At 69.2% G+C, this 21,917-nt stretch carries 21 protein-coding genes and 1 pseudogene; 11 read left to right on the forward strand and 11 right to left on the reverse strand.

Annotated features, from left to right (window positions below; genetic code table 11):
* A pseudogene (locus ACXAID_RS18140) lies at window positions 1–231 on the reverse strand (hypothetical protein); the annotation flags it as partial.
* 89 nt (window positions 232–320) lie between these two features.
* On the opposite strand from ACXAID_RS18140, the gene ACXAID_RS18145 reads away from it, so the two are divergent.
* The gene (locus ACXAID_RS18145; RefSeq protein ID WP_475023606.1) at window positions 321–1,016 is read left to right on the forward strand and encodes a haloacid dehalogenase type II; all 696 of its coding nucleotides are present in this window, start codon (window positions 321–323) and stop codon (window positions 1,014–1,016) included.
* 13 nt (window positions 1,017–1,029) lie between these two features.
* Here the strand turns inward: ACXAID_RS18145 and ACXAID_RS18150 are convergent, their stop codons facing one another.
* The 7 genes from ACXAID_RS18150 to ACXAID_RS18180 all read right to left on the reverse strand — a co-directional run bounded on the left by ACXAID_RS18150 (window position 1,030) and on the right by ACXAID_RS18180 (window position 7,445).
* Complete coding sequence (locus tag ACXAID_RS18150; protein WP_475023607.1) at window positions 1,030–1,377, reverse strand: metal-sulfur cluster assembly factor; 348 nt, start codon at window positions 1,375–1,377, stop codon at window positions 1,030–1,032.
* Complete coding sequence (gene sufU, locus ACXAID_RS18155) at window positions 1,374–1,877, reverse strand: Fe-S cluster assembly sulfur transfer protein SufU (protein ID WP_475023608.1); 504 nt, start codon at window positions 1,875–1,877, stop codon at window positions 1,374–1,376. The genes ACXAID_RS18150 and sufU overlap by 4 nt, the downstream gene beginning before the upstream one ends.
* A gap of 9 nt (window positions 1,878–1,886) precedes the next feature.
* Window positions 1,887–3,158, reverse strand: coding sequence for a cysteine desulfurase (locus tag ACXAID_RS18160; protein ID WP_475023609.1), 1,272 nt, complete (start codon window positions 3,156–3,158; stop codon window positions 1,887–1,889).
* A gap of 1 nt (window position 3,159) precedes the next feature.
* On the reverse strand, window positions 3,160–3,936 hold the full coding sequence (gene sufC / locus ACXAID_RS18165) for a Fe-S cluster assembly ATPase SufC (protein ID WP_475023611.1): 777 nt from the start codon (window positions 3,934–3,936) through the stop codon (window positions 3,160–3,162).
* 2 nt (window positions 3,937–3,938) lie between these two features.
* Window positions 3,939–5,126 carry a Fe-S cluster assembly protein SufD gene (gene sufD, locus ACXAID_RS18170; protein WP_475023625.1) on the reverse strand — a complete coding sequence of 396 codons (1,188 nt, stop codon included), beginning with the start codon at window positions 5,124–5,126 and terminating at the stop codon, window positions 3,939–3,941.
* 26 nt (window positions 5,127–5,152) lie between these two features.
* Window positions 5,153–6,607 carry a Fe-S cluster assembly protein SufB gene (sufB, locus tag ACXAID_RS18175; RefSeq protein WP_475023613.1) on the reverse strand — a complete coding sequence of 485 codons (1,455 nt, stop codon included), beginning with the start codon at window positions 6,605–6,607 and terminating at the stop codon, window positions 5,153–5,155.
* A gap of 82 nt (window positions 6,608–6,689) precedes the next feature.
* A complete protein-coding gene (locus tag ACXAID_RS18180) occupies window positions 6,690–7,445 on the reverse strand; it encodes a helix-turn-helix transcriptional regulator (protein WP_475023614.1) in 756 nt (251 codons plus the stop codon).
* Between the two features lie 104 nt (window positions 7,446–7,549).
* On the opposite strand from ACXAID_RS18180, the gene mptB reads away from it, so the two are divergent.
* From mptB to ACXAID_RS18200, 4 genes are read left to right on the forward strand one after another with little or no spacing between them, the layout of a single operon-like run.
* Window positions 7,550–9,292 carry a polyprenol phosphomannose-dependent alpha 1,6 mannosyltransferase MptB gene (gene mptB / locus ACXAID_RS18185; RefSeq protein WP_475023615.1) on the forward strand — a complete coding sequence of 581 codons (1,743 nt, stop codon included), beginning with the start codon at window positions 7,550–7,552 and terminating at the stop codon, window positions 9,290–9,292.
* Complete coding sequence (locus ACXAID_RS18190) at window positions 9,289–10,251, forward strand: ABC transporter ATP-binding protein (protein WP_475023616.1); 963 nt, start codon at window positions 9,289–9,291, stop codon at window positions 10,249–10,251. Before mptB ends, ACXAID_RS18190 begins: the two co-directional genes overlap by 4 nt.
* Window positions 10,252–10,256: 5 nt before the next feature.
* Window positions 10,257–11,042: an ABC transporter permease gene (locus ACXAID_RS18195; protein WP_421459128.1), complete on the forward strand. Its 786-nt coding sequence runs from the start codon at window positions 10,257–10,259 to the stop codon at window positions 11,040–11,042.
* Between the two features lie 47 nt (window positions 11,043–11,089).
* Window positions 11,090–12,046, forward strand: coding sequence for a COX15/CtaA family protein (locus ACXAID_RS18200; protein WP_475023617.1), 957 nt, complete (start codon window positions 11,090–11,092; stop codon window positions 12,044–12,046).
* Here ACXAID_RS18200 and ACXAID_RS18205 read toward each other — a convergent pair.
* Entirely contained in the window at window positions 11,996–12,946 is a 951-nt protein-coding gene (locus tag ACXAID_RS18205) for an ATP-grasp domain-containing protein (protein WP_421459131.1), read from the reverse strand. The two genes, ACXAID_RS18200 and ACXAID_RS18205, sit on opposite strands and share 51 nt — an antisense overlap.
* A gap of 40 nt (window positions 12,947–12,986) precedes the next feature.
* On the opposite strand from ACXAID_RS18205, the gene ACXAID_RS18210 reads away from it, so the two are divergent.
* Window positions 12,987–13,973: a quinone oxidoreductase family protein gene (locus ACXAID_RS18210; RefSeq protein WP_475023618.1), complete on the forward strand. Its 987-nt coding sequence runs from the start codon at window positions 12,987–12,989 to the stop codon at window positions 13,971–13,973.
* A 1-nt stretch (window position 13,974) separates the two neighbouring features.
* Here the strand turns inward: ACXAID_RS18210 and ACXAID_RS18215 are convergent, their stop codons facing one another.
* A complete protein-coding gene (locus ACXAID_RS18215; protein WP_475023619.1) occupies window positions 13,975–14,916 on the reverse strand; it encodes a heme o synthase in 942 nt (313 codons plus the stop codon).
* Window positions 14,917–15,133: 217 nt separating this feature from the next.
* On the opposite strand from ACXAID_RS18215, the gene tkt reads away from it, so the two are divergent.
* From tkt to pgl, 5 genes are read left to right on the forward strand one after another with little or no spacing between them, the layout of a single operon-like run.
* Complete coding sequence (gene tkt / locus ACXAID_RS18220) at window positions 15,134–17,224, forward strand: transketolase (RefSeq protein WP_475023620.1); 2,091 nt, start codon at window positions 15,134–15,136, stop codon at window positions 17,222–17,224.
* Between the two features lie 37 nt (window positions 17,225–17,261).
* On the forward strand, window positions 17,262–18,383 hold the full coding sequence (tal, locus tag ACXAID_RS18225; RefSeq protein WP_475023626.1) for a transaldolase: 1,122 nt from the start codon (window positions 17,262–17,264) through the stop codon (window positions 18,381–18,383).
* Between the two features lie 10 nt (window positions 18,384–18,393).
* Window positions 18,394–19,923 (forward strand): glucose-6-phosphate dehydrogenase, encoded by a 1,530-nt coding sequence (gene zwf, locus ACXAID_RS18230; protein WP_475023621.1) that lies wholly within the window; start codon window positions 18,394–18,396, stop codon window positions 19,921–19,923.
* A gap of 34 nt (window positions 19,924–19,957) precedes the next feature.
* Window positions 19,958–20,869: a glucose-6-phosphate dehydrogenase assembly protein OpcA gene (gene opcA / locus ACXAID_RS18235; RefSeq protein ID WP_475023622.1), complete on the forward strand. Its 912-nt coding sequence runs from the start codon at window positions 19,958–19,960 to the stop codon at window positions 20,867–20,869.
* A complete protein-coding gene (pgl, locus tag ACXAID_RS18240) occupies window positions 20,866–21,597 on the forward strand; it encodes a 6-phosphogluconolactonase (RefSeq protein WP_475023623.1) in 732 nt (243 codons plus the stop codon). The genes opcA and pgl overlap by 4 nt, the downstream gene beginning before the upstream one ends.
* Before the next feature lie 56 nt (window positions 21,598–21,653).
* On the opposite strand, the gene ACXAID_RS18245 is transcribed toward pgl, so the two are convergent.
* The coding region (locus ACXAID_RS18245; RefSeq protein WP_475023624.1) for a hypothetical protein at window positions 21,654–21,917 on the reverse strand (264 nt) is incomplete at its 5' end.

A 21,917-nucleotide genomic window follows, 5' to 3' on the forward strand; every position in this document is an offset into this window, starting at 1 on the left:
GGCCAGGGCCGCCGCGCCGCCCGGCCAGCGCAGCTCACCGCCCGACACCGACACCGGCAACTCCGCACCGGCGAAACCGTCGGGGAGCGCGGTGAGCCGGATCGTCCCCGTCGAGCGGTATTGCGGGCCGGCGATCACGCTCTCGGCGACCGCGCGCAACTGGCTTCGGGTGTCGGCGTAGCGCCGACCGAACGCCTCGAACGCCTCGGACGTCCCGGACGTGTCGGCCATCGCGGCTCCTCTCACCCGACCCTCGGTGTCGCACCGGCACCCCAGCGTTACACGGATGCGCCGCCGACGGGGATGTCATCCTCGATGTCATGGCACCCGCGCACGCCCCACCGGTTCGACCTTCGGTGCTGGTGTTCGACGTCAACGAAACACTGATCGACATCGATGCGCTGGCACCGGTGTTCGAGGACCTCTTCGGCGACCGCCGGGTGCTGCGCGAATGGTTCGGTCAGCTCGTCACCTATTCGATGACGGTCACCCTGGCCGACAGCTATGTCGACTTCTTCGCCCTCGGCCGTGCGGTCCTGCAGATGACCGGCGCGGTCCACGGGGTGACGGTCACCGGCGGCGACCTCGAACGGCTGGGCCGCGGTATGCAGTCGATGCCCGCGCACCGCGATGTCGAAGAAGGCCTGACCGCGTTGGCCGGCCGCGGCTACCGGTTGGCCACGTTGACGAACTCTCCCCCGGCCGGCGGCTCGCCGAGCCCGCTGGAGACCGCCGGTCTGGCCGGATACTTCGAGCGCCAGTTCACCGTCGACACCCTCGGGGTGTTCAAACCGTCGCTGCGGCTCTACACCGACGTCGCGGCGCAACTCGGTGTGGCACCGTCGGATTGCCTGATGGTCGCAGCACACATCTGGGACACGATCGGCGCTCAGCGCGCCGGCATGCAGGCAGCCTTCCTGGCCCGCCCGGGCAACGCGGTCCTGCCGCTGGACACGCTGCCCCAGCCGACGCTGGTGGCCGCCGACCTCATCGAACTGGCCGCTCTGCTCGACTGAGCGAGCGGCCGCCTCAGACGGTGAAGCCCAGCGCGCGCAGCTGTTCGCGACCGTCGTCGGTGATCTTGTCCGGACCCCACGGCGGATTCCACACCCAGTTGATCTTGATCTCGTTGACCAGGCCCGCACCGACCAGAGCGGTGCGCGACTGGTCCTCGATGACGTCGGTCAGCGGACATGCCGCCGATGTCAGCGTCATGTCGATCAACGCGACCGGACCGCCGTCCCCCTTCTCCACGCCCAGGCCGTAGACCAGTCCGAGGTCGACGACGTTGATGCCGAGCTCCGGGTCGACCACGTCGCGCATCGCCTCTTCGAGTTCGGCCACCAGGTCGTCTTCGGGCAGTGCAGTGTCACTCATGAAATCTCCTCAGCTTCTTCAGTGTCTTCCCCGCCGCCGGCCTCCGCCACCGCGGTATCCGATGCGCTGGCCTCCGCCACCGCGGCCTTGAACGCCGTCCAGCCCAGCAGCGCGCACTTCACCCGCGCCGGGTACTTCGCGACGCCCGCGAACGCCACCCCGTCACCGAGCACCTCTTCGTCGCCCTCGATGCGGCCGCGCGAGGACACCATCTCCGAGAACGCCGCGACCGTCTTGAGCGCATCCCCGACGCTGTGGCCGATCACCTGATCGGTCAGCACCGACGTGGAGGCCTGACTGATCGAGCAGCCCTGACCGTCATAGGAGATGTCGGCGACCGTCTCGCCGTCCTCGGACAACGCCACCCGCAGCGTGATCTCGTCACCGCACGTCGGGTTGACGTGGTGCACCTCGGCGCCGAACGGTTCCCGCAGGCCCCGGTTGTGCGGGTGCTTGTAGTGATCGAGGATCACTTCCTGGTAGATCTGCTCGAGTCTCATCAGCTCCGCTCAGTCCCCGAAGAACTCCACGGCCCGGCGCACCCCGGCAACCAGACGATCGACCTCGTCGAGGGTGTTGTACACCGCGAACGACGCCCGCACCGTCGCGGCGATCCCGAAACGCCGGTGCAGCGGCCACGCGCAGTGGTGACCGACACGCACCGCGACGGCATCATCGTCGAGCACCTGCCCCACGTCGTGGGCGTGGACGCCGTCGACCACGAACGACGCCGGCGAACCGCGGTCGGTCATGTCGGTGGGGCCGATGATCTGCACACCGTCGATCTGGGCCAGCCCGGCCAGCGCGGCGGCGACCAGCTCGCGTTCGTGGGACTCGACCGCAGCCATCCCGATCTCGTTCAGGTACCGCGTGGCCGCGGCCAGGCCGACCACCTGGGAGGTCATCGGAGTGCCGGCCTCGAACCGCTGCGGCGGCGGCGCATACGTGCTCGTCTCCATCGTGACCGTCTCGATCATCGAGCCGCCGGTGATGAACGGCGGCATCGCATCGAGCAGTCCGGCGCGACCGTAGAGCACGCCGATACCGGTCGGGCCCAGCATCTTGTGCCCGGAGAACGCCGCGAAGTCCACGTCGAGGGCATGCAGATCCACCGGTTGATGCGGCACCGACTGGCAGGCGTCGAGCACGGTGAGCGCACCGACTTCCCTGGCCCGCTTCACCAGCTCGCCGACCGGGGCCACCGCGCCGGTCACGTTCGAGTGATGGGTGAACGCAACCACTTTCACTCGTTCGTCGAGCTGCAGCGAGTCCAGATCGATCCGGCCGCTGTCGGTGGCGCCGTACCAGCGCAGCTCGGCGCCGGTGCGGCGGCACAGCTCCTGCCACGGAACCAGGTTGGCGTGGTGTTCCAGCTCGGTGGTGACGATCACGTCGCCGGGTCCGACGGCCCGCTCGAATCGGCTGTCTCCCAGCGTGTAGGCCACCAGGTTGATGGCCTCGGTGGCGTTCTTGGTGAAGACCAGTTCCCCGGCGTCGGCACCGACGAACGCCGCGATGTCCTCGCGACCCTGCTCGTAGGCGTCGGTCGCCTCCTCCATCAGCTGGTGCGCACCGCGGTGCACCGCGCCGTAGGAGGTGGTCAGGAAGTCACGCTCGGCGTCCAGCACCGCCAGCGGCTTCTGTGAAGTCGCGCCGGAGTCCAGATAGGCCAACTGGTTTCCGCCACGCATCACCCGGCTCAGGATCGGGAAGTCCGCCCTGATCCGCTCGACGTCGAGCGCATCGTCCCGGTGCCGGCCGGGCGTCCGCACGGCCGTCATGTCAGGCTCCGGCGGCCGCGGCCTGGGAGAAGCGCTCGTAGCCGTTTTCCTCGAGCTCGTCGGCGAGTTCGGGACCACCGGACTCGATGATCCGGCCGTCGACGAACACGTGGACGAACTGCGGCTGGATGTAGCGCAGGATCCGGGTGTAGTGGGTGATCAGCAGAACCCCGCCGTCCTCGGCCTGGGCGTAGCGGTTGACGCCCTCGCTGACCACCCGCAGCGCGTCGACGTCGAGGCCGGAGTCGGTCTCGTCGAGGATCGCGATCTTGGGTTTGAGCAGACCCAGCTGCAGGATCTCGTGACGCTTCTTCTCGCCGCCGGAGAACCCCTCGTTGACGCTGCGCTCACCGAACGACGGATCGATCCCGAGGTCGCCCATCGCGCCCTTGACCTCTTTGACCCAGTGCCGAACCTTCGGCGCCTCGCCACGCACCGCGGTCGCGGCGGTGCGCAGGAAGTTCGACATCGAAACACCGGGCACCTCGACCGGGTACTGCATGGCCAGGAACAGCCCGGCGCGCGCCCGCTCATCGACGGACATCTCCAGCACATCCTGCCCGTCGAGGGTGATCGACCCGGAGTCCACGGTGTACTTGGGGTGGCCGGCGATCGCGTAGGACAACGTCGACTTGCCGGACCCGTTGGGTCCCATCACCGCATGGGTCTCGCCGGAGCGCACGGTGAGGTTGACGCCCTTGAGGATCGGGATCTGCTCGCCCACCGCGTCGGGGTTGGCGACCGAGACGTGCAGGTCTTTGATTTCCAGAGTGGTCATGGTCAGTTGCTTCTCGATTCGGTGATCGCTAGTTCACGTTCAATGGCTTCGGTCAGTCGCTCACGCACAGCGGGCACGGCGATCTTGGCGATGATCTCGCCGAAGAACCCGCGGACCACCAGGCGACGGGCGGCCTCCTCGGGAATCCCCCGGGAGCGCAGGTAGAACAGCTGCTCATCGTCGAAACGCCCGGTGGCGCTGGCGTGCCCGGCTCCGACGATCTCGCCGGTCTCAATCTCCAGGTTGGGCACCGAGTCCGCCCGGGCCCCGTCGGTGAGCACCAGGTTGCGGTTGACCTCGAAGGTGTCGGTGCCGGTCGCCGCGGCACGGATGAGCACGTCTCCGACCCACACGGTGTGCGCGTCGGGCTTCTTCGAGTCCGGATCCCCCTGCAGCGCACCCTTGTAGAGCACGTCGGATTTGCAGTTGGGCTGGGCGTGGTCGACCAGCAGCCGGGACTCGAAATGCTGACCGTCGTCGGCGAAGTAGGTGCCCAGCATCTGCGCGTCACCACCCGGCGCGCTGTACCGCACCGTCGCGGTGGTGCGCACCACGTCCCCGCCGAGGGTGACGTTGACGTGCCCGAGCACCGCATCCTTGCCGAGGGTGGCGTGATGGGAGCTGACGTGGACCATGTCGTCGGCCCAGTCGGCGATCCAGATCACCCCGACCCCGGCGGAGTCGCCGACGATGATCTCCACGTTGTCGGCGTAGGTTCCGCTGCCGCGCAGGTCCACAACCACGATGGCGCGGGACAGTTCTTCCACCCGGATCTGCAGGTGGCCGTAGGCCACCGCGCCTTCGCCCGGCCCGGTGACGGCGATCTCGATCGGTTCGGCCACCTCGGTGTCGCGCGCCACGGTGACCACCGTGGCCGAGTTGAACGAAGAGAAGGCCTGTGCGGCGACCCGATCGGTGGGCGCCCCGGCCGCACCGAGGCGCTCGTCGTCGCGGCCGACGGTCTCGACGGTGACGCCCGGGCGCTCGGTGACGGTGACGCCGGCCGAGCCGGTCGCGGGGGCCGAACCGTCGTGCAACCCGCGCAACCGCCGCAGCGGGGTGAACCGCCAGATCTCGTCACGACCACCGGGCACCTCGAATGCCTCGACGTCGAAGGACGAGAACACCTCGCCCTTGTTGACGGCCGACAGGGCCGAGCCCTCCACGGCCTGGGTCGCGTCGGAAGTCAGATTGGAAGTCAGATCGGAAGTCACTGTTATCCGACCGCGCCTTCCATCTGCAGTTCGATCAGCCGGTTGAGCTCCAGCGCGTACTCCATCGGGAGCTCCTTGGCGATCGGCTCGACGAAGCCGCGCACCACCATGGCCATCGCCTCGTCCTCGGTCAGGCCGCGGCTCATCAGATAGAACATCTGGTCCTCGCTGACCTTGGACACGGTGGCCTCATGGCCCATCGTCACGTCGTCCTCGCGGATGTCGACGTAGGGGTAGGTGTCGCTGCGGCTGACCGTGTCGACCAGCAGCGCATCGCATTTGACGCTCGACCGGGAACCGTGCGCACCCTTGTTCACCTGGACCAGGCCGCGGTAGGAGGCCCGGCCGCCGCCGCGCGCCACCGACTTGGACACGATGTTGCTCGACGTGTTGGGCGCCAGGTGCAGCATCTTGGCTCCGGTGTCCTGGTGCTGTCCCTCACCGGCGAAGGCCACCGAGAGCACCTCGCCCTTGGCGTGCTCACCGGTCATCCACACCGCCGGGTACTTCATCGTGACCTTCGAGCCGATGTTGCCGTCGACCCACTCCATGGTGGCGCCCGCCTCCGCGCGGGCCCGCTTGGTGACCAGGTTGTAGACGTTGTTCGACCAGTTCTGGATCGTGGTGTAGCGGCAGCGGCCACCGGGCTTGACGATGATCTCCACGACTGCCGAGTGCAGCGAGTCGCTCTTGTAGATCGGCGCGGTGCAGCCCTCGACGTAGTGCACGTAGGCGTCCTCGTCGACGATGATCAGGGTGCGTTCGAACTGCCCCATGTTCTCGGTGTTGATCCGGAAGTAGGCCTGCAACGGGATGTCGACGTGCACGCCCGGCGGCACGTAGATGAACGAACCGCCCGACCACACCGCGGTGTTCAGCGCGGAGAACTTGTTGTCCCCGGCCGGGATCACCGTGCCGAAGTGCTCCTTGAAGATCTCCGGGTGCTCGCGCAGGGCGCTGTCGGTGTCGAGGAACAGGACGCCCTGGGCCTCAAGATCCTCACGGATCTGGTGGTAGACGACCTCGGACTCGTACTGCGCGGCGACGCCGGACACCAGGCGCTGCTTCTCGGCCTCGGGGATGCCGAGCTTGTCGTAGGTGTTGCGGATGTCCTCGGGCAGGTCTTCCCAGCTCGCGGCCTGCTTCTCGGTGGAGCGCACGAAGTATTTGATGTTGTCGAAGTCGATGCCCTCGAGGTTGGAGCCCCAGTTCGGCATCGGCTTCTTGTCGAAGGTGCGCAGCGCCTTGAGCCGGATGTCGAGCATCCACTCGGGCTCGCTCTTCTTCGCCGAGATGTCGCGGACCACCGCCTCGGACAGCCCCCGCTGGGCGCTGGCGCCTGCGACATCGGAGTCAGCCCAGCCGTAGCCGTACCTGCCCAGCGAGGCGATGGCCTCTTCCTGGGTCAGAGGTGCGGCGGCAGCCTTGGAGACTGCAGCCTCCGGTGTGAGTGTCATTGCGACGCACTCCTTTTGCTCTGGTGGTGGCCCCGGCGCGGGCTGTGCGCCGGAGTTCGTACTCGGTCGTGCCGGTCGGCGGTCAGCTCCCCGGCTGCCCTGCCGGGCTGAGCGGGACGTGGGTGGTGCACGCACAGTCGCCGTTGACGATGGTGGCCAGCCTCTGGACGTGGGTACCCAGAACCTCGGCCATGGCCTGCTGTTCGGCCTCGCACAGTTCCGGAAACTCCTCGGCCACGTGGGACACCGGACAGTGATGCTGACAGATCTGCACGCCCTGCACCGGTCCGCCCACGCGTGTGGTCGTGGTGGCGTACCCGGCGTCGCTGAGCGCATCGGCGATCCGGTCGGCGGCCTCCTCGACCTCATCGTCGGTGCCGTCGGAGTGGTCGACACCGGCGAGGATGGTGTCGATGCGCCGGCGCGCGAAGGTCCGTACGGCGTCGTCGCCGCCGATCTCGCGGAGCTGGCGCATCGCCGCCGAGGCGAGGTCGTCGTAGGTGTGCTCGAGTTTGGCCCGGCCCGCCGCGGTCAGCCGGTAGCGCTTGGCCGGCCGGCCCCGCCCTTCCTGCTGCCACGAGGCGGCGGCGTTGGCCTGTGCGTCACCGGCCTCGATGAGAGCATCGAGGTGGCGGCGCACCCCGGCGGCCGAAAGGCCGAGCTGATCACCGATGTGACCAGCGGTGGTCGGGCCCGATTCCAGCAGCAGCTTGATGATCGCGCCCCTGGTGCGCCCGTGCGAGTCCCCATCCGCGGCCTGCTTCGACACCTGCGCAGGCACCTGCGCCGGCACGGTCGAACGCTGCGAACGGATTTTCACAACACCAGTGTGACGCAATTACCGCAGCGGGTCTAGGAAGGGCACCCTAATCGGCGCCTGTTGGGATGGTCACATCGTCTCGTCCCGGCCGGACGGGAATATCCGGCGGCTACGCTGCCCTCGTGGCAGGCCGCCTCCTTTCCCTCAGCACCTCGATCGCCGGTTGGCACGGCGACGAGCGCGCGGTCGGCACCCCACTCAACGACGCCGAACTCATCGCGATGCGGCGTACCCGCCTGTTCGGTGCCACCGGAACCGTGCTGATGGCCATCGGCGCACTGGGCGCCGGGGCACGCCCCGTCATCCAGGACCCGACCTTCGGAGTGCGGCTGCTCAACCTGCCGTCGCGCATCCAGACCGTGTCGCTGACCATGACCACCACCGGCGCGGTGATGATGACGCTGGCCTGGTTGATGCTCGGCCGGTTCGCCCTCGGCGAGCGCCGGATGACCCGCAGCCAACTGGACCGGACCCTGCTGCTGTGGGCGTTACCGCTGCTCATCGCCCCTCCGATGTACAGCAAGGACGTCTACTCCTACCTGGCCCAGAGCGAGATCTCGCTGCAGGGCAGCGACCCCTACCGGGTCGGGCCGGCCACCGGGCTGGGGCTCGACCACGTCTTCACCCTGTCGGTGCCCAGCCTGTGGCGCGAAACGCCGGCTCCGTACGGTCCGCTGTTCCTGTGGATCGGGCGGGGAATCTCGGCGATCACCGGGGAGAACATCGTCGAGGCCGTGCTGTTCCACCGGCTCATGGTGCTGATCGGGGTCGGGCTGATCGTGTGGGCCACCCCGCGGCTGGCCCGCCGGTGCGGGGTCGCCGAGGTGAGCGCGCTGTGGCTGGGCCCGACCAATCCACTGCTGTTCATGCATCTGGTCGCCGGGATCCACAACGAGGCGTTGATGCTGGGCCTGATGCTGACCGGCACCGAGTTCGCGTTGCGCGGCATCAGCGCGGTCAGAGGTTCGCCACCGCGACTGAGCGCGGACCTGCGCAGGTCACGGGCGTGGCCCCGTGGCCGCGCCGACTGGGCACGCTGGTATCCGGCGGCCATGCTGGTCGGCGGCACGGTGCTGATCACGATGTCCTCGCAGGTCAAACTCCCCTCACTGCTGGCGCTGGGGTTCGTGGTGATGGCCCTGGCCCACCGGTGGGGCGGCACGGTCCGGGCGTTCCTGTACGCCGGCGGGCTGCTGGGCACCGTGTCGCTGGCGGTGATGGCCGTCATCGGCTGGGCCAGCGGGCTGGGCTTCGGCTGGCTGTTCACGCTGGGCACGGCCAACGTGGTGCGCAGCTGGATGTCCCCGCCGACGCTGCTGGCGCTGGGCACCGGCCAGGTCGGCATCCTGCTCGGCCTCGGCGACCACACCACCGCGGTGCTGGCACTGACCCGTGCGATTGGCGTCAGCCTCATCGCGGTGATCGTGACCTGGCTGCTGCTGGCGGTGCTGCGCGGCCGGCTGCATCCGGTGGGCGGGCTCGGCGTCGCGCTCGGCGCCACCGTGCTGCTGTTCCCGGTGGTGCAGCCGTGGTATCTGCTGTGGGCCATCATTCCGCTGGCCGCGTGGGCCACCAGGCCGGGCTTCCGCGCCGCGGTGATCGTGGTGACGCTGGTGGTCGGCATCTTCGGGCCGACCGCCAACGGCGACCGGTTCGCCCTGTTCCAGATCGTGTTGGCGACGCTGGCCAGCGCGGTGATCGTGCTGCTGCTGATCGCGCTGACCCACCGCCGGTTGCCGTGGCGGGCACTGCCGCGAACGGCCTCGGGCCGCCCCGCCGGCGAAGCCGACGCACCTCCCGGGGACCCCCCGGCGCCACCAGCGCCACCGACCCCCAGGACCGACGCCTACGCTGAGTCTCCGTGACCCCGCGCCCATCTGCCGCCGGACCTGCGCACGAGCGCCCGTCGGCGCCCGTGCGGCTGCGCGCGGTCACCAAGCGGTACGGATCCACCACCGCGGTGTCCGGGCTCGATCTCGAGGTGGGCCCCGCCGAGGTGTTCGCCCTGCTGGGCCCCAACGGGGCGGGCAAGACGACAACGGTGGAGATGTGCGAGGGCTTCCTCAAACCGGACTCCGGGTCGATCGAGATCCTCGGTCTCGACCCGGTGGCCGACAACGCCGCGGTGCGGGCCCGCACCGGGGTGATGCTGCAGGGCGGCGGCGCGTATCCGGCGGCCCGGGCCGGTGAGATGCTCGACCTGGTGGCCGCCTACTCGGCCGACCCGCTGGATCCGGCGTGGCTGCTGAGCACCCTGGGACTCAACGACTCGGCCCGCACCCCCTACCGCAGGCTGTCCGGCGGACAACAACAGCGTCTCGCCCTGGCCTGCGCGGTCGTCGGCCGCCCGGAACTGGTGTTCCTCGACGAACCCACCGCGGGCATGGACGCCCACGCACGCATCGTGGTGTGGGAGCTGATCGACGCGCTGCGCCGGGACGGGGTGACGGTCGTCCTCACCACCCACCAGCTGGCCGAGGCCGAGGAACTGGCCGACCGCATCCTGATCATCGACCACGGCGCGGCGGTCGCCACCGGCACCCCGGCCGAACTGACCCGCAACGGCGCCGAGAACCAGCTGCGCTTCCGCGCCCCCCGAAAGCTGGATCTGAGCCTGCTGGTGTCGGCGCTGCCGGAGAGCTACCGGGCGGTCGAGACGGCCCCGGGCGAGTATCTGGTGGAGGGCCACATCGACCCCCAGGTGCTCGCGACCGTCACCGCGTGGTGCGCCCGCCTCGACGTGCTGGCCACCGACATGCGTGTCGAACAGCGCAGCCTCGAAGACGTCTTCCTCGATCTGACCGGCCGGGAGCTGCGTCCATGAGTGGCATGAGCGACAACAGATTCGCCCCGGGGACGTTCTCCCCGGATCCGCGTCCCGCACCGGTGCCCCGGATGCTGGCCGCACAGTTCGGCCTCGAGTTGCGCCTGCTGCTGCGCAACGGCGAGCAGCTGCTGCTGACCATGTTCATCCCGATCACGCTGCTGGTCGGGATGACCCTGTTACCGCTGGGCTCGTTCGGACCCAACCGCGCCGCCACCTTCGTGCCCGCGATCATGGCCCTGGCGGTGATCTCCACCGCCTTCACCGGCCAGGCCATCGCCGTGGCCTTCGACCGGCGCTACGGGGCGCTCAAACGGCTCGGCGCCACCGCCCTGCCGGTGTGGGGCATCATCGCCGGCAAGTCGATGGCCGTGGTGTCGGTGGTGATCCTGCAGTCCGTTCTGTTCGGCGCCATCGGCGCGGCGCTGGGCTGGCGGCCGCCGATCGCCGGGCTCGCGCTGGGCGCGGTGATCATCGCCCTGGGCACCGCTGTGTTCGCCGCCCTGGGCCTGCTGCTCGGCGGGACGCTGCGCGCCGAGATCGTGCTGGCCGTGGCCAACCTGCTGTGGTTCGTCTTCGCCGGCCTGGGTGCTCTGACCTTGGACAGCGGCGCGGGGGGCGTGGTCCCGTCGGCGGTGGCCTGGGTGGCGCGACTGACCCCGTCCGGGGCGCTGACCGAATCGTTGTCCCAGGCGATGACGCTGTCGGTGGACTGGTTCGGGATCGCCGTGCTGGCCGGGTGGGGAGCCGTCGGCGCGGTGTGCGCACTGAAGTGGTTCCGCTTCACCTGAGCCGCCCCTACTACGGGGCGTAGTTAGCAAGGCTCTACCATCACAAGGTGCCCGTGAAACGACTATTCATGCGGCTCGTCGACCTGCTTCCGGAACCGAGCCTGCGCACGCAGCGCATCGTCGCCGCGGCCGTGATCCTCACCCAGGGCGGTATCGCCGTCACCGGTGCGATCGTGCGGGTGACCGCCTCGGGGCTGGGCTGTCCCACCTGGCCGCAGTGCTTCCCGGGCAGCTTCACACCCGTCCCGCACCCCGAGGTGGCCGGCATCCACCAGACCGTCGAGTTCGGCAACCGGCTGCTGACGTTCCTGGTGGTGCTGACCGCCGCGGCGGCCGTCATCGTGGTCGTGCGGGCGCGACGCCGCCGCGAGGTGCTCGTCTATGCATGGCTGATGCCCGCCTCGACCGTGGTCCAGGCGGTGATCGGGGGCATCACCGTGCTGACCGGCCTGCTGTGGTGGACGGTGGCGATCCACCTGCTCGCCTCGATGACGATGGTCTGGCTGGCGGTGCTGCTGTTCGTCAAAGTCGGCGAACCCGACCGGGGCGCCTACCGCACCCGGGTGCCGGGCCCGCTGCGCCACCTGACCGTCCTCAGCGCCGTCACGCTGGCCGCGGTGCTGGTGACCGGAACGATGGTGACCGGAGCCGGGCCGCACGCCGGCGACAAGAGCATCGAACGTCCGGTGCCGCGCCTGCAGATCGAGATCACCACCCTGGTGCACCTGCACTCGTCGCTGCTGGTCGCCTACCTGTCCCTGCTGATCGGGCTCGGCTTCGGGCTGCTGGCGGCGCATGCCGCCCGCGCCGTGCTCAAGCGCCTCGTCGTGGTGGTCGCGCTGGTGGCCGCTCAGGGCCTGCTGGGTGCGATCCAGTTCTTCACCGGCGTCCCGGAAGCCCTGGTCGCCCTGCACGTCGCCGGTGCGGCGGCCTGCACCGCCGCCACCGCCGCGCTATGGGCTTCGATGCGAGAACGGACCGAGGCCGAAGCGCTCCAGCGCTGATTCGACGGCCAGCGCGAACACCCGCTGCCGGCGCGCCCGGGTCGCGTCGTCGAGTTGGCGCCAGCCCAGCGACGGCTCGACCAGCTCGAGTTCCAGCAGCCGGGGAGCCTCGGGCCCGCCGAGCACATCGACCCGGGCGTAGAGCAGATCGCCGGGCGTGATGCCGAGATGGGCGGCGGCGGCTGCCAGGGCGGCATGACCGACGTCCCACAGCTCGAAATCCGGATCGGCAGGCGCCAGCCGCTCCTCGGCGTAGGTGCCCGACTCGTCGAAGACCGGCGCACCCCCCGGCGGCGGCAGGATCGGCCCCTTGGTGAACGCGTGCGAGGCCGCGCCACCGACGAACACCAGCGCCGTCTCACCCGCGCTCACTCTCGGGTCGTAGGGCTGCACCAGGACCGTCTGACCGGCCTGCTGCAGCGCCGCGGCGTGCGCCGCGGCCGCGGCCGGGTCCGTGAACCGCAACGCGCCCACCGACCCGGCTCCGACGGCCGGCTTGACGACGACCTCGCCGCCCTCCGTGCCGGGTGGCAGCGCGAAGCCCTCCCCCGGCGCGACGAACACGCTGGGCACGGTCGGCACCCCGGCGGCAGCCAGGTCGCCCAGGTAGCGCTTGTCGGTGTTCCACGCGACCACCGCGGCAGGGTTGAGCAACCGGCGCACCCGCCGGGTCCAGGCCAGGAATTCGTCGAGGCGCTCGGTGTAATCCCATGCCGCGCGCAGGATCACCAGGTCGGCGTCCAGGGTCGCCGGGTCGTCCCAGGGCAGCCAGCGCGGATGCAGTCCACGGCGGCGCAGCGCCTCGACCAGACCGTCGTCGTCCCCGTCGCCCTCGGGCAGCGCCGCGCACCCCGCGAGCACGACGCGGGGGTGGAAGACATCGGGACGGGCCAGCTTCATGAGCGGAGAAGATGTTACCGAGGGAGGCATGATGGGCCCTATGTACGCCATCGAAGTCGCCGAAACAGGCGGGCCGGAAGTTCTGTCCCACGTCGAGAAGCCGCAGCCCGAACCGGGCCCCGGCCAGGTGCTGATCCGCGCCGAGGCGATCGGCGTCAACTTCATCGACACCTACTTCCGGTCCGGGCTCTACCCGCGTGAGCTGCCGTTCGTCGTGGGCAGCGAGGTGTGCGGGGTCATCGAAGCCATCGGTGCCGGGGTCGCGGCGCTGACCGTCGGCGATCGGGTGGTCACCGACAAGGCTTCCGGCGCGTATGCCGAATACTGCGTGGCCCCAGCCGACTTCGTCGCCTACGTGCCCGACGGGGTGGCCCCCGACGCGATCGCCTCGGCGCTGCTGAAAGGCATGACAGCGCACTACCTGCTCAAATCGACCTACCCCGTGCAGCAGGGCGACACCGTACTGATGCACGCCGGTGCGGGCGGCGTCGGACTGATCCTGACGCAGTGGGCCACCGCGCTGGCCGCCCGGGTGATCACCACGGTGTCCACCCCGGACAAGGCGGAGCTGTCCCGCCAGGCCGGCGCGGTCGAGGTGCTCGACTACCCCGACGGGGGCGAGGGCGGCGCACAGGCGTTCGCCGCCCGGATCCGGGAACTCACCGACGGCGACGGCGTCGCCGCGGTCTACGACGGCGTGGGCGCGTCGACCTTCGAAGCCAGCCTGGCCAGCCTGGCGGTGCGCGGCACCCTGGCACTGTTCGGCGCGGCCAGCGGCCCGGTGCCCCCGGTCGACCCCCAGCGCCTCAACGCGGCCGGATCGGTGTACCTGACCCGGCCCAACCTGGGCCACTACACCCGCACGTCCGACGAATTCTCCTGGCGGGCCGGTGAACTACTCTCCGCCATCGCCGACGGCACCCTGTCTGTCACCGTCAGCCGTCGCTACCCGTTGCGCGACGCCGAACAGGCGCACCGGGATCTGCAGGGCCGCAAAACCGTCGGCTCGGTGGTGCTGGTGCCCTGACTCAGACCGCGAAGAGCGCGGGCAGGGCCAGCGCGGAGTCCACCGCCAACGCCAGGAAGACCACGGCGAGGTAGTTGTTCGACTGCAGGAACAACCGCAGCGGCTTCACCGGCTCGCCCCGGCGCACCCCGGCGTAGAGCTGGTGGGCCATCACCAGGAACCAGGTGCCGGCCACGATGGCCACCGCGGCGTAGAGCCACCCCGCCGCCAGCGCCAGGGCCAGCGTCGCCGCCACGGTGAGCCAGGTGTAGATCAGGATCTGCTTGGTGACCTGCTGCTCGGTGGCCACCGCCGGCAGCATCGGCACACCGGCGGCCTTGTAGTCCTCCTTGTAGCGCATGGCCAGCGCCCAGGTGTGCGGAGGTGTCCAGAAGAAGATGATGAGGAACATCACCAGTGCCGGCCACTGGATGGTGCCGGTGACCGCCGACCAGCCGATCATCACCGGCATGCAGCCGGCCGCCCCACCCCACACCACGTTCTGCGAGGTGCGGCGCTTCAGCAGCAGCGTGTAAACCAGCACGTAGAACGCGATGGTGGCGCCCGCGAGGTGCGCCGAGAGCATGTTCGTCGTCCACCACAGCCAGAAGAACGAGGCCACCGACAACGTCAGGCCGAAGATCAGCGCGTGGCTGCGCGGCACCGTGGCGCGGGCCAGCGCCCGCCGCTCGGTGCGTTTCATCACTTTGTCGATGTCGGCGTCGGCGACACAGTTGAGCGTGTTGGCGCCCGCGGCCGCCAGCAGACCACCGACCAGGGTGTTGAGGATCAGCAGCGGGTCGACGGTGCCCCGATCGGCGAGCAGCATCGCCGGAATGGTCGTGACCAGGAGCAACTCGATGACCCGCGGTTTGGTCAGCCCGATGTAGCCGAGCACCCGGTCGCGGAGCCGGACCGGCCCCGCGGGTGCGTCGTCGACGAGGTGGCCTTCGCGAATCCGCACGCAACCATCTCCTCAACGACAACGCGGGCAACCCCACGGGGCATCTACTACAGAGGATGGTAGACCGCCGGTGTGGGTACCCGGAAGCGCAGGGTCTGCTTCCGCACCGCCGGGGAAGGGATGACCTCTGCGTTGTCGCACCGTTCCGCACTAGGGTGGGCGGTGCGGATCACTCACTCATTTTCGGATGCCCCGCCCAAATCAAGGAGTGCGCCTCGTGACCACGCTCGAAGAGATCAACGCCCTCACCCGGCCCAACCACCCGGATGACTGGACGGAGGTGGATACCCGGGCGGTCGACACCGTGCGGGTGCTGGCCGCCGATGCGGTCCAGAAGGTCGGCAGCGGCCACCCGGGCACCGCGATGAGCCTGGCGCCGCTGGCCTACACGCTGTTCCAGCGCCAGATGCGGCACGACCCCAGCGACACCACCTGGCTGGGCCGCGACCGGTTCGTGCTGTCGTGCGGGCATTCCAGCCTGACCCTCTACATCCAGCTCTACCTCGGCGGGTTCGGGCTCGAACTGTCCGACCTGGAGGCGTTGCGCACCTTCGGATCCAAGACCCCGGGCCACCCGGAGTTCCGGCACACCCGCGGCGTGGAGATCACCACCGGCCCGCTGGGCCAGGGCCTGGCCTCGGCGGTCGGCATGGCGATGGCCGCGCGTTACGAGCGCGGCCTGTTCGACCCCGACGCCGCCCCCGGAACCAGCCCGTTCGATCACCACATCTACGTGATCGCCTCCGACGGCGACATCGAGGAGGGCGTGACCAGTGAGGCGTCCTCGCTGGCCGGCACCCAGCAGCTGGGCAACCTCATCGTGTTCTACGACAAGAACCAGATCTCCATCGAGCACGACACCAACATCGCGCTGTCCGAGGACGTCGCGGCGCGCTACCGCGCCTACGGCTGGCACGTCCAGGAGGTCGAGGGCGGCGAGAACGTGGTCGGGATAGAGCAGGCGATCGCCGAAGCCAAGTCCGTCACCGACAAGCCGTCGTTCATCGCGCTGCGCACGATCATCGGCTATCCCGCCCCGAACAAGATGAACACCGGCGGGGTCCACGGCTCGGCGCTGGGCGACGACGAGGTCGCGGCCACCAAGAAGGTGCTGGGATTCGACCCGGACAAGACCTTCGAGGTCGGCGAGGATGTCCTGACCCACACCCGTTCCCTGGTGGGTCGCGGCAAGCAGGCCCACGAGGCCTGGCAGCAGGACTTCGACGCGTGGGCGGCCCGCGAGCCCGAGCGCAAGGCGCTGCTCGACCGGTTGCTGGCCCAGGAACTGCCCGAGGGCTGGGACGCCGACATCAGCTACTGGGAACCCGGCTCGAAGGCGATGGCCACCCGCAAGGCCTTCGGTGAGGTGCTCAACGACGTGGCACCCAAACTGCCCGAGCTGTGGGGCGGTTCGGCCGACCTCGCCGGCAGCAACAACACCACCATCGACGGGGTCAAGTCGTTCGGTCCCCCGTCGATCTCCACCGACGACTTCAAAGCCGACTGGTACGGCCGGGTGCTGCACTTCGGCATCCGCGAACACGCGATGGGCGCCATCCTGTCCGGAATCGTGCTGCACGGGCCCACCCGGGCATTCGGCGGCACCTTCCTGCAGTTCTCCGATTACATGCGCCCGTCGGTGCGGCTGGCGTCGTTGATGGACATCGACACCATCTACGTGTGGACCCACGACTCGATCGGCCTCGGCGAGGACGGACCCACCCACCAGCCGATCGAACATCTGGCGGCGCTGCGGGCGATCCCGAATCTGTCGGTCGTGCGTCCCGGCGATCCGAACGAGACCGCCTACGCGTGGCGCAGCATCATCGCGCGCGGCAACGGAAGCGGCCCGGTCGGTTTCATCCTGACCCGGCAGGGAATCCCGGTACTGGAAGGCACCAGTTCCGAGGGTGTCGCCCAGGGCGGTTACGTGCTCGGCGGCGGAACGGCCACCGACGCCGACGTCATCCTGATCGCGACCGGCTCCGAACTGCAGATCGCGGTCGAGGCCAAGAAGATGCTGGCGGACAAGGACATCACGGCGGCTGTGGTGTCGATGCCCTGTATGGAGTGGTTCGAGTCGCAGCCCAAGGAGTACCGCGACAGCGTGCTGCCGCCCACCGTGTCGGCGCGGGTCGCCGTGGAGGCCGGGATCGCCCAGAGCTGGTACAAGCTCGTCGGCGACACCGGGGAGATCATCTCCATCGAGCACTACGGCGAGTCCGCCGACGACAAGACGCTGTTCCGCGAGTTCGGGTTCACCCCAGAGGCTGTGGTGGCCGCGGCGGAACGCACGATCGCCAACTGACCTGCCTACCAGGCACAACCGAGAAACCGAGGTTTTCATCATGACCCAGAACACGAATCTGGCGCAGCTGTCCGCCGCGGGAGTGTCCGTATGGCTGGACGACCTGTCCCGCGAACGCCTGCAGACCGGCAATCTGCAGGAGCTGATCGACACCAAATCCGTTGTCGGCGTGACCACCAACCCGTCGATCTTCCAGGCCGCGCTGTCCACCGGCGACGCCTACGACGAACAGGTCAACGAACTGGCAGCGCGCGGCGCCGACGTCGACGCCACCATCCGCACCGTGACCACCGACGACGTCCGCAACGCCTGCGATGTGCTGGCCAAGCAGTACGAACTGTCCGGCGGCGTGGACGGGCGGGTGTCCATCGAGGTCGACCCGCGGCTGGCCAACGACACCGACAAGACGATCCTGCAGGCCGTCGAGCTGTGGAAGATCGTCGACCGGCCCAACCTGCTGATCAAGATCCCCGCCACGCTGGCCGGCCTGCCCGCCATCACCGCCGCGATCGCCGAGGGCATCTCGGTGAACGTGACGCTGATCTTCTCCGTCGAGCGGCACAAGGCGGTCATGGACGCCTACCTCGCCGGGCTGGAGAAGGCCAAGGAAGCCGGCCACGACCTGTCCAAGATCCATTCGGTGGCCTCGTTCTTCGTCTCCCGGGTGGACAGCGAGATCGACAAGCGTCTCGAGAAGATCGGCACCGACGAGGCGATGGCGCTGCGCGGCCAGGCCGCCGTCGCCAACGCGCGGCTCGCCTATGCCGCCTACGAGGAGGTGTTCCTCGGCGGCCAACGCTTCGAGGCGCTGAAATCCGCCGGCGCCAGGGTCCAGCGACCACTGTGGGCGTCGACCGGTGTGAAGAACCCGGACTACTCCGACACCCTTTACGTCACCGAGCTGGTGGCGCCCAACACGGTGAACACCATGCCGGAGAAGACGATGGACGCGGTGGCCGACCACGGTGTGATCACCGGCGACACCGTGACCGGCCGGGCGGCGGAATCCCACGAGGTCTTCGACAAGCTGGCCGCGGCGGGCATCGACCTCGACGACGTCTACAAGTTGCTGGAGGACGAGGGCGTGGAGAAGTTCGAGAAGTCGTGGGAGGAACTGCTGGAGGCCACCCAGGGCCAGCTCGACGCCGCCAAGAAGTGATCCGCCGGCGATGACGAAAGCCTGGCACAACCCGCTGCGGGACAAGCGCGACAAGCGCATGCCACGGATCGCCGGCCCGTGCGGCGTGGTGATCTTCGGTGTCACCGGTGACCTCGCCCGCAAGAAGTTGATGCCGGCGATCTACGACCTGGCCAATCGCGGCCTGCTGCCCCCCTCGTTCGCGCTGGTCGGCTTCGCCCGGCGGGACTGGGCCGACGAGGACTTCGGCCAGGTGGTCTACGAGGCGGTCCAGCAGCACTCCCGCACCCCGTTCCGCCAGGAGGTGTGGGACCGGCTGGCCGAGGGGTTCCGGTTCGTCCAGGGCACCTTCGACGACGACGCCGCCTTCGACAAGCTCGCCGAGACCCTGGGCAAGCTCGACGCCGAACGGGGCACCGGCGGCAACCACGCGTTCTACCTGTCCATCCCGCCCAAGGCTTTTCCGGTGGTGTGCGAGCAGCTGCAGAAGTCCGGGCTGGCCCGCCAGCAGGACGACCGCTGGAGCCGGGTCGTCATCGAGAAGCCGTTCGGGCACGACCTGGCCAGCGCCCGTGAGCTCAACGAGGTGGTCAACAGCGTCTTCCCCGAAGAGTCGGTGTTCCGCATCGACCACTACCTCGGCAAGGAGACGGTGCAGAACATCCTGGCGCTGCGGTTCGCCAACGAGTTGTTCGAACCGATCTGGAACAACCACTACGTCGACCACGTGCAGATCACCATGGCCGAGGACATCGGGCTCGGCGGTCGGGCGGGCTACTACGACGGCATCGGCGCCGCGCGCGACGTCATCCAGAATCACCTGATCCAGCTGCTGGCACTGACCGCGATGGAGGAACCGGTCAGTTTCGGACCGCACGAGCTGCAGGCCGAGAAGATCAAGGTGCTCTCGGCGACACACCCGATGCAGCCGCTGAATCAGACGTCTGCGCGCGGTCAGTACACCGCGGGCTGGCAGGGCAACGACAAGGTGCCCGGGTTGCTGGAGGAGGGCGGCTTCTCACCGGAGTCCACCACCGAGACCTTCGCCGCGATCACCGTCGAGGTCGACACCCGACGGTGGGCCGGGGTCCCGTTCTTCCTGCGCACCGGTAAGCGACTGCCGCGCCGGGTCACCGAGGTCGCGCTGGTCTTCAAACGTGCCCCACACCTGCCGTTCGACTCCACGATGACCGAGGAGCTCGGCAAGAACGCGCTGGTGCTGCGGATCCAGCCGGACGAGGGAATCACCGTGCGGTTCGGCTCCAAGGTGCCGGGCAGTGCGATGGAGGTCCGCGACGTCAACATGGACTTCTCCTACGGCTCGGCGTTCGCCGAGGACTCCCCGGAGGCCTACGAGCGGCTGATCCTCGACGTGCTGCTCGGTGAGCCGTCTCTGTTCCCGGTCAACGCCGAAGTCGAGTTGTCTTGGGAGATCCTCGATCCGGTGCTGGACAACTGGGCCAGCCAGGGCAAACCCGAACCCTACGAGTCCGGCACCTGGGGCCCGCCGTCGGCATTCGAGATGGTGCACCGACTGGACCGGGAGTGGAGGCGGCCCTAGTGATGGCCCGCGCGAAGAACCGAGGAATCCTGCGATGATCGTCGAACTCCCAGACACCACCACCACCGAGATCAACAAGAAGATCACCGAGCTCCGCGAGGAGGGCGGTGCGCTGACCCTGGGCCGGGTGCTGACGCTGGTGATCGCGCCCGACAGCGAGGACACGCTGCAGAGCGCCGTCGAGGCGGCCACGTTCGCCAGCCGGGAGCACCCCTGCCGGGTGATCGCGACGCTGGCCGGCGACGGCGACGCCGGCCGGTCCCGGTTGGACGCCGAGCTGCGGGTCGGCCGTGACGCCGGCGCCGGCGAGGTCGTCGTGCTGCGTTTACACGGCGAGCTGTCCGGGCATGCCTCGGCCGTGGTGCTGCCCTTCCTGCTGCCGGACACCCCGGTGGTGGCGTGGTGGCCGGACAGCGCACCCGAGGTGCCCGCCAAGGACCCGGTGGGCAGATTGGCGATCCGCCGGATCACCAACGCCACCAATGCGCCCGACCCGCTGGCCGCGATCAAGAGCCGGCTGCCGGGCTACTACCCCGGCGACACTGATGTGGCGTGGAGCCGCATCACCTACTGGCGGGCGCTGCTGGCCTCGGCGATCGACGAGCCGCCGTTCGAGCCGATCGAGTCGGCGGTGGTGTCGGGCCTGAAATCGGAACCGGCGCTCGACATTCTCGCGGGCTGGCTGGCCAGCCGGATCGACGGCCCGGTGACCCGGGTGGTGGGCACGCTGAAGGTGGAGTTGCACCGGTCCAGCGACACGGTCACGCTCAGCCGTCCGCAGGAGGGCGTGACGGCGACGTTGAGCCGAACCTCACGCCCGGTGGCGCTGGTCCCGTTGGCTCGCAGAGACGTACCCGAATGCCTGGCCGAGGAGATGCGCCGGCTCGATGCCGACGAGATCTACCACGAGGCGCTGGCCGGAATCGACAAGGTGTCCTACCAATGAAGCCCACGATCGAAACCTATTCCGACACGGAGTCGCTGATCGAGGCGGCCGGCGACCGGCTGGTCGGCTCGATCACCGCCGCGATCGACGCGCACGGCAAGGCCTCGATCGTGCTCACCGGTGGTGGAACCGGCATCGGTCTGCTCGAGCGGGTGCGTGAGCGCGCCGCCGAGATCGACTGGACGAAGGTGCACATCTACTGGGGCGACGAACGTTTCGTGCCGCGTGATGACGATGAGCGCAACGACAAACAGGCCCGTGCGGCGTTGCTCGACCACATCGACATCCCGGCGGTCAATGTGCACGCGATGGCCGCTTCGGACGGCGAGTTCGGTGACGACCTCGACTCGGCGGCCGCGGGATACGAGCAGTTGCTCGCCGAGTCCTTCGTCGACCCCGCCACCGAGTTCGACGTGCACTTGCTCGGGATGGGCGGTGAGGGTCACGTCAATTCGTTGTTCCCCGACACCGACGCGGTGCGCGAAACCGAGCGGATGGTGGTCGGCGTGACCGACTCCCCCAAGCCGCCGCCGCGCCGGATCACGTTGACCCTGCCGGCGGTTCGACGCTCCCGCGAAGTATGGCTGGTGGTGTCCGGGGACGGCAAGGCCGAGGCGGTGGCTGCCGCGGTGGGCGGGGCCGAGCCCAGTGAGGTACCCGCTGCCGGCGCGGTGGGCTCCGAGGCCACCGTGTGGCTGCTCGACGAGGCGGCCGCCTCGAAGCTCTGACATCTCCGAACACGAGAACGGGGCGCCCGGTTGGGCGCCCCGTTCTCGTGCGGCGGTTACTGCACGTCGATGTAGTAGACCTGGCCGGTGACCACGCTCTGGCGGTTGTCGTCGCCGTAGCCGGGGTTGGACACGGTGCCGCGCAGGGCCGGGCCGGACTGGATGTCGACCACGGCAGCCTGGGACAGCGGGGTGTCGGAGAGCCGGTGGACGATGACGCGGTTGCCGTCGGCTTCGAGCTGGCTGATGGTCTGCTGGGCGTCGGATCCGCTGGGGGCGGCGGCGGCCGGGGCGGCCAGGCCCAGGACGGCGGCCGACAG

The sequence above is a fragment of the Mycobacterium sp. ABE4_509 genome, assembly GCF_056160785.1.